Annotated in this window: 5 protein-coding genes; all 5 read left to right on the top strand. The window is 63.6% G+C overall.

The genetic code is table 11. The features are described from left to right. Positions 1–20 precede the first annotated feature (20 nt). Positions 21–872: a sulfide/dihydroorotate dehydrogenase-like FAD/NAD-binding protein gene (locus P8Y39_12160; GenBank protein ID MEJ2193070.1), complete on the top strand. Its 852-nt coding sequence runs from the start codon at positions 21–23 to the stop codon at positions 870–872. A 5-nt stretch (positions 873–877) separates the two neighbouring features. Beyond that, positions 878–2,302: an NADPH-dependent glutamate synthase gene (gltA, locus tag P8Y39_12155; protein MEJ2193069.1), complete on the top strand. Its 1,425-nt coding sequence runs from the start codon at positions 878–880 to the stop codon at positions 2,300–2,302. A gap of 162 nt (positions 2,303–2,464) precedes the next feature. Beyond that, entirely contained in the window at positions 2,465–3,373 is a 909-nt protein-coding gene (locus tag P8Y39_12150; GenBank protein ID MEJ2193068.1) for a segregation/condensation protein A, read from the top strand. Between the two features lie 45 nt (positions 3,374–3,418). Next, positions 3,419–5,419, top strand: coding sequence for a cation:proton antiporter (locus tag P8Y39_12145; GenBank protein MEJ2193067.1), 2,001 nt, complete (start codon positions 3,419–3,421; stop codon positions 5,417–5,419). Between the two features lie 75 nt (positions 5,420–5,494). Further along, a partial coding sequence (gene tsaD, locus P8Y39_12140) for a tRNA (adenosine(37)-N6)-threonylcarbamoyltransferase complex transferase subunit TsaD (GenBank protein MEJ2193066.1) occupies positions 5,495–6,363 on the top strand: 869 nt, incomplete at its 3' end.

Below are 6,363 nucleotides of genomic sequence, written 5' to 3'. Positions count from 1 at the left end.
CATCATGGGGAGCGGAGTGCATGGCGAAGATTCTTGAAAAGCGGCTCATCCGGCCGCCGGACGTCTTCTCGTTCACGGTGAGCGCCCCTCTTCTTTCGAAGAAGGCGCGTCCGGGGCAGTTCGTTATCATCAGGCTCCATGAGCGGGGCGAGCGCATCCCCCTGTCCCTGGCCGACATCAGCCCCGCAAAGGGGACCATCAGGCTCATCGTCATGGTGGTGGGGAAGACCACGGCGGAGATGTCCAGGCTCAAGGAGGGAGACGATATCCTGGACCTCTGCGGCCCCCTGGGACAACCCACCCACATCGAGAACTTCGGCAAGGTCGTCCTTGTGGGCGGAGGCTTCGGGGTGGCCCCCCTGTACCCCATCGCCCGGGAGATGAAGGCCGCGGGTAACGAAGTCACCGCGGTGGTGGGGGCGCGGACCGCGGACCTTCTCATCTACGAAGAAGAGATGGGCCGGGTCTGCGACCGGGTTCTGGTCACCACCAATGACGGAAGCAAGGGCATGAAGGGGATGGTCACCGACGCGCTCACGCGGGAGATAGAGGAGCGGGGGGCCGACCTGGTGCTGGCCGTGGGGCCCGCCATCATGATGAAGTTCGTCTCCGAGACCACTCGCCCTTACGGCATCAAGACCATGGTGAGTCTGAACCCCATCATGGTTGACGGAAGCGGCATGTGCGGGGGCTGCCGGGTGCTGGTGGGGGGCGAGAACATGTTCGCCTGCACCGACGGGCCCGAGTTCGACGGCCATGAGGTGGACTGGGACTGCCTCATGCAGCGGCAGGGAAGCTACAAGGAGCACGAGCGCGTCACCTTCGAGGAGTGGAAGCGGCGCCACGCCGACATGCTCTGCGAGACGGAGTAATCGATATGGCGGAAGCGAAGAAGAAAAAGAAGATAATCCCCAAGAAGACCCCCATGCCGGAGCAGGACCCCCGCGAGAGGGTCCTGAACTTCAAGGAAGTTGCCCTGGGCTACACCGCCGAGATGGCCCTCAAGGAGGCCCAGAGGTGCCTGGAGTGCAAGCAGCCCAAGTGCATCCAGGGCTGCCCCGTGCAGGTGCCCATACCGCAGTTCGTCCGGGCCATCCGCGAAGGGGACTTCGAGGCGGCCATTAACATCATCAAGGAGAAAAACCTCCTTCCCGCCGTATGCGGACGGGTCTGCCCCCAGGAGAGCCAGTGCGAGAAGTACTGCATCGTGGGCAAGAAGAACGACCCGGTGGGCATCGGCCGCCTGGAGAGGTTCGCGGCGGACATGCTCCTTCAGAAGGAAAACGGCAAGGTGCCCAAGGTGGCCGAGCCCACGGGGAAGAAGGTGGCCATCGTGGGAAGCGGCCCGGCGGGCCTCACCTGTGCCTACGACCTGGCGCGCATGGGCCACAAGGTGACCATATACGAGGCCTTCCACGAGCCCGGCGGCGTCCTCGTCTACGGCATTCCGGAGTTCCGGCTGCCCAAGGACATCGTCGCCCGGGAGATAGACACCCTCAGGAAAATGGGCGTGGACATCGTGCTGAACGCCGTCGTGGGCAAGCTCTTCACGGTGGACGAGCTGCTGGAGGACCACGACGCCGTCTTTATCGGCACCGGGGCCGGCCTGCCCCGGTTCATGGGCCTGGAGGGAGAGAACCTCAACGGCGTGTACTCGGCCAACGAGTTTCTCACCCGGGTGAACCTCATGCGCGCGTACCAGTTCCCGGAGTTTGACACACCCATCCGGGTGGGACAGAGAGTTGCGGTGGTCGGAGGCGGCAACGTGGCCATGGACTCCGTGCGCACGGCCCTTCGCCTGGGGGCCGAGGAGGCCATCATCGTCTACCGCCGGTCAGAGGCGGAGATGCCCGCCCGGCGCGAAGAGGTGCACCACGCCAGGGAAGAAGGGGTCCGTTTCGAGATGCTCACCAACCCGGTGCGCATCCTGGGGGAGGACGGCTGGGTCAGGGCCATCGAGTGCATCCGGATGGAGCTTTCAGAGCCCGACGAGTCCGGCCGCAGGCGGCCGGTTCCCATCAAGGGCTCGGAGTTCACCATCCCCGTGGACGTGGTCGTCATGGCCGTGGGCACGGGGGCCAACCCCCTGGTGCCCAAGAGCACCCGGGACATGGAGCTGGGCAGGGGCGGCTACATCAAGGCCGACCCTGAGACCATGCGGACCAGCCGCGAGGGGGTGTACGCCGGCGGGGACATCGTCACGGGCTCGGCCACCGTCATATCGGCCATGGGCGCCGGCAGAAAGGCCGCCCGGGCCATCCACGAGTACCTCATGGGCGAAAAAGTGGAGGCCGGAACATAGGAAAAGGTCCTCCCAAGCGCCTCTCTTCGAGTGCACTTTTTCTTTGTAGTTAAAGCAATAAGCCCACGTTGTTGAAGTTTTACTTTACATTATTCCGGCTTCTTCCCTCCCCCGGGAAAATGGTACAATACTCTGCCCGTACGAATTCCCACACCTTGAGACATGGAAGACACCTACAGCATAAAGCTCCCCCTTTTCGAGGGCCCTCTGGACCTTCTGCTACATCTCATCCGGGAGCAGAAGATAGACATCTATGACATCCCCATCGCCCTCATCACCCGCCAGTACCTGGAGTATCTGGAGATGATGAAGGAGCTGAACCTGGAGATAGCGGGCGATTTCGTCGTGATGGCGGCCACCCTCATCCATATCAAGTCCCGGATGCTCCTGCCGGTGGAGGACACCCTGGATGCCGAGGAGCCCGAGGACCCCAGGCTTGAGCTGGTCATGAAACTCCTGGAGTACCAGTCCTTCAAGGAAGCCGCCCTGGGCCTGAGGGAGCGGGAGGAGGAGACAGCACAGCTTTTCCACCGGGAGGCAACCCCCCTGGAGGAGAAGGCCGAGACGGAGGAGCTTCTTCTTTTCGACCTCAATATCTTCGACCTCATAGACGCCTTCAAGCGCATCCTGGAGAAGGCCCCTCCCGAGGTGCGCACCATTACCCGGGAGGCGCTCTCCATAAAGGAGAAAATAAACCTCATCATCGAGGCCCTCCAGGAGAAAAAGGCCCTGCGGTTCGAGCAGCTCTTCGAGGGCGACGTGAAGAGGCCGCATTTCATCATGACGTTCGTCGCCCTCCTGGAGGTCATCCGCCTGGGGCTGGCGCGGGCCTATCAGGAGAAGGATTTCGGCGCCGTCTGGATAATCAGGCCTGATGAAAAACTCCTCGAGACGTTCCAGGCGGGCGTCTCCCGGGCGCCATCGGCATGGCGGGCTCCCTCCGCGTCCGTCAGCGAAAACAGACGTTTCCCGAGTGCCTCAAGGCCGCCCCTGCCTTCCCGGCAGGGCCTGCCCAGGGCCTTCTCCTCCGGCGTTTCCAGGCGGCTCCCCCGCCGCCCTCGGGGCCTCTGACCCTCCTGTTTCGCCTTTCCCGGGAGTTCCGGCTATACTCATAGTATGGAGCTTGAATTTCTCAAGGCACTGGTCCTCGTCTTCGGGGTCTCGGCCCTCATGGTGTTTCTGCTTCACCGTATCAGGATTCCGCCCCTGGTGGGCTTTATCGTGGCGGGCGTGCTCATCGGCCCCGGGGGGTTCGGCATCGTCCAGGACACCCACGCCATAGAGCTCCTGGCCGAAGTGGGAGTGATTCTCCTTCTGTTTACGGTAGGCATCGAGTTTTCCCTGAGAAACCTCATGCGCATCAAAAGAACGGTCCTCCTGGGCGGCGGCGGGCAGGTGCTGCTGACCATACTGGCCGTGACGGGCCTTTCGTACTTCCTCACCAGGGACGTCCGCCTCTCCCTTTTCCTCGGCTTTCTCACGGCCCTGAGCAGCACGGCCATCGTTTTGAAGGTCCTGCTGGAGGCCGGGGAAACGGACGCGCCCCACGGCAAGCAGATGGTGGGGGTGCTCATCTTCCAGGACCTCTGCGTGGTGCCCCTGATGCTTTTGGTGCCGGCGCTTTCGGGAGAAGGGGTCGACCTGGCGGCGCTCGTTTTGACATTTGCGAAGGCCCTGGGCATCATAGCCCTGGTGCTCCTGGCCAGCCGGTGGGTGGTGCCGGTCTTTCTGCACAATGTGGTGCACACCAGAAGCAGGGAGCTTTTCCTCATCTCCGTCATCGTCATCTGCCTGGGCACGGCCCTTCTGACCTCGCGCTTCGGCCTTTCGCTGGCCCTGGGGGCCTTTCTCGCGGGGCTGGTCATCTCGGAGTCCGAGTACTCCTACGAGGCCACGGCCGAGATACTGCCCTTCAAGGACAGTTTCATGGGCCTGTTCTTCGTCTCCATCGGGATGCTCATCGACATGGGGTTCATTGCAAAGCAGTGGCCCCTTGTGCTGGTGGCGGTCCTTGCCATCCTGGTTGTGAAGGCCCTTGCGGCCACCCTGTCGGTCATCCCCACTGCGTCGTCCCTCCGGGTGAGCATCCATACGGGCGTGGGCCTGGCCCAGATAGGAGAGTTCTCCTTCATCCTTGCCGCCGTGGGCAGGAGTGCCGGCATCGTGGAGGGAGGGATGTACCAGCTTTTCCTCTCTTCGGCCGTCATCACCATGGCTCTGACCCCCTTGCTCCTCAAGGTGGCCCCGCCCCTTTCGGTGCGCCTTACCCGCAAGGGCCCCCTGAGCCGCTTCTTCGACAGGCCCACGGAGCGCCCCTTCTCGAAAGTACTCCTGAACCACGTCATCATCGCAGGCTTCGGCCTGAACGGCAGGAACCTGGCCGGCACCCTGAGCGAGACGGGCATCCCCTATGTGGTCCTGGAGCTGAACAGCGACACGGTCCGCAGGGAGAGACAGAAGGGACAGCCCATCTCCTTCGGAGACGCCACCAGCAGGGAGGTGCTCCACAAGATGGGGGTGAAGACGGCCAAGGTTCTGGTGGTGGCCATCTCCGACCCGGTAGCCACCAGAAAAATCGTCGCGCTGGCCCGGAAGGAGAACCCCAACCTCCATATCATCGTCCGCACCCGGTACGTGCTGGAAGTGGAGGACCTCCGCTCCCTGGGGGCTGACGAGATAATTCCGGAGGAGTTTGAGACCTCTGTGGAGATATTCTCCCGCGTGCTCCATCACTATAACGTGCCCCTCAACGTCATCAACGACCGCATAGAGGCCATCAGGCAGAACAGTTACAGGGCCCTCCGCGCCCACGAGCTTCCGCACAAGACCATGGCCGAGAGAGAGGACATCATGAGCCAGCTCCAGACCGAATCCTATCTGGTGAAGGACGGCTCCCCGCTGGCTGGCCACTCGCTGAGGGAGCTTCACCTGCGGGGGCGGACGGGAGCCACCGTGATAGCCATCGAGAGGGAGGGGAAGGCCATACACAACCCGTCCGGCGAAACGACCATCAAGGAAGGCGATATCCTCCTTCTCATGGGCGCGCGGGAGGACCTGAGCAGGGCCCTTGAGTATTTCGAGTCCGACGCCGTCATCATCTCCCGGTACCACGTCTGAAGCTCTCCGGTTTGTGTTCGTTTGGGGACTTTCGCTAATATACCCACCACTTCCCTTCGGCTCTGATGGAGGCGCATGAAGGTCCTGGGCATAGACACCTCCTGCGACGACACCTCGGCGGCCGTCCTGGATTTCGGCGGCGGCCCGGTCCGCATCGTCACCAACGTGGTCTCCTCGCAGACCGAAATCCACCAGAAGTACGGAGGCGTGGTCCCCGAGCTTGCCTCCCGCCGCCACGTGGAGATGATATGGCCGGTGGTGAGCGAGGCCCTGGAGGGAGGGTCCGAGGGGCTTTCCGGTCTCGACGGGATTGCGGTCTGCCAGGGGCCCGGGCTCATCGGCTCCCTCCTGGTGGGCTGCTCCTTCGCCAAGGCCCTCACCTACGCCGCCGGCCTGCCCCTCGTGGGGGTAAACCACCTGGAGGGTCACCTGCTATCCCCCTTTCTCCTCGAGCGGGAGCCGGAGTTTCCCTTCCTGGCCCTGGTCGTCTCCGGCGGGCACACCTCGCTGTACAAGGTGGCCGGCTACGGCCAGTACGAGGAGCTGGGCAGAACCCGGGACGACGCCGCCGGAGAGGCGTACGACAAGGTCTCCAAGTTCCTCGGCCTGGGCTACCCTGGCGGGCCCGAGCTGGACCGGAGGGCGCGGGAGGGCGACCCCGCAAGGGTGGAGCTTCCCCGGGCCTACCTGCCGGGCTCCTTCGACTTCAGCTTCAGCGGCCTGAAAACGGCGGTGCGCCTCGCCCGGGAACGGGAGCCCGGCGTGCCTCTGAATGACGTGGCCGCCTCGTTTCAGGCATCGGTGGTGGACGTCCTCACCCGGAAGACCGAATGGGCCATACGGACGTTTCACATCCGCCGGGTGGCCCTCTCCGGCGGGGTGGCGGCAAACAGCTCCCTCCGGGCCCGCATGAAGGAGATGGCCCGCGAGAGGGAGGTGGAGCT

This window comes from Nitrospirota bacterium, from assembly GCA_037386965.1.
Classification (GTDB): Bacteria; Nitrospirota; Thermodesulfovibrionia; order Thermodesulfovibrionales; family JdFR-86; genus JARRLN01.
Note: the sequence above shows the minus strand (reverse complement) of the source record. Positions and strands in the feature narration are given on the sequence as shown.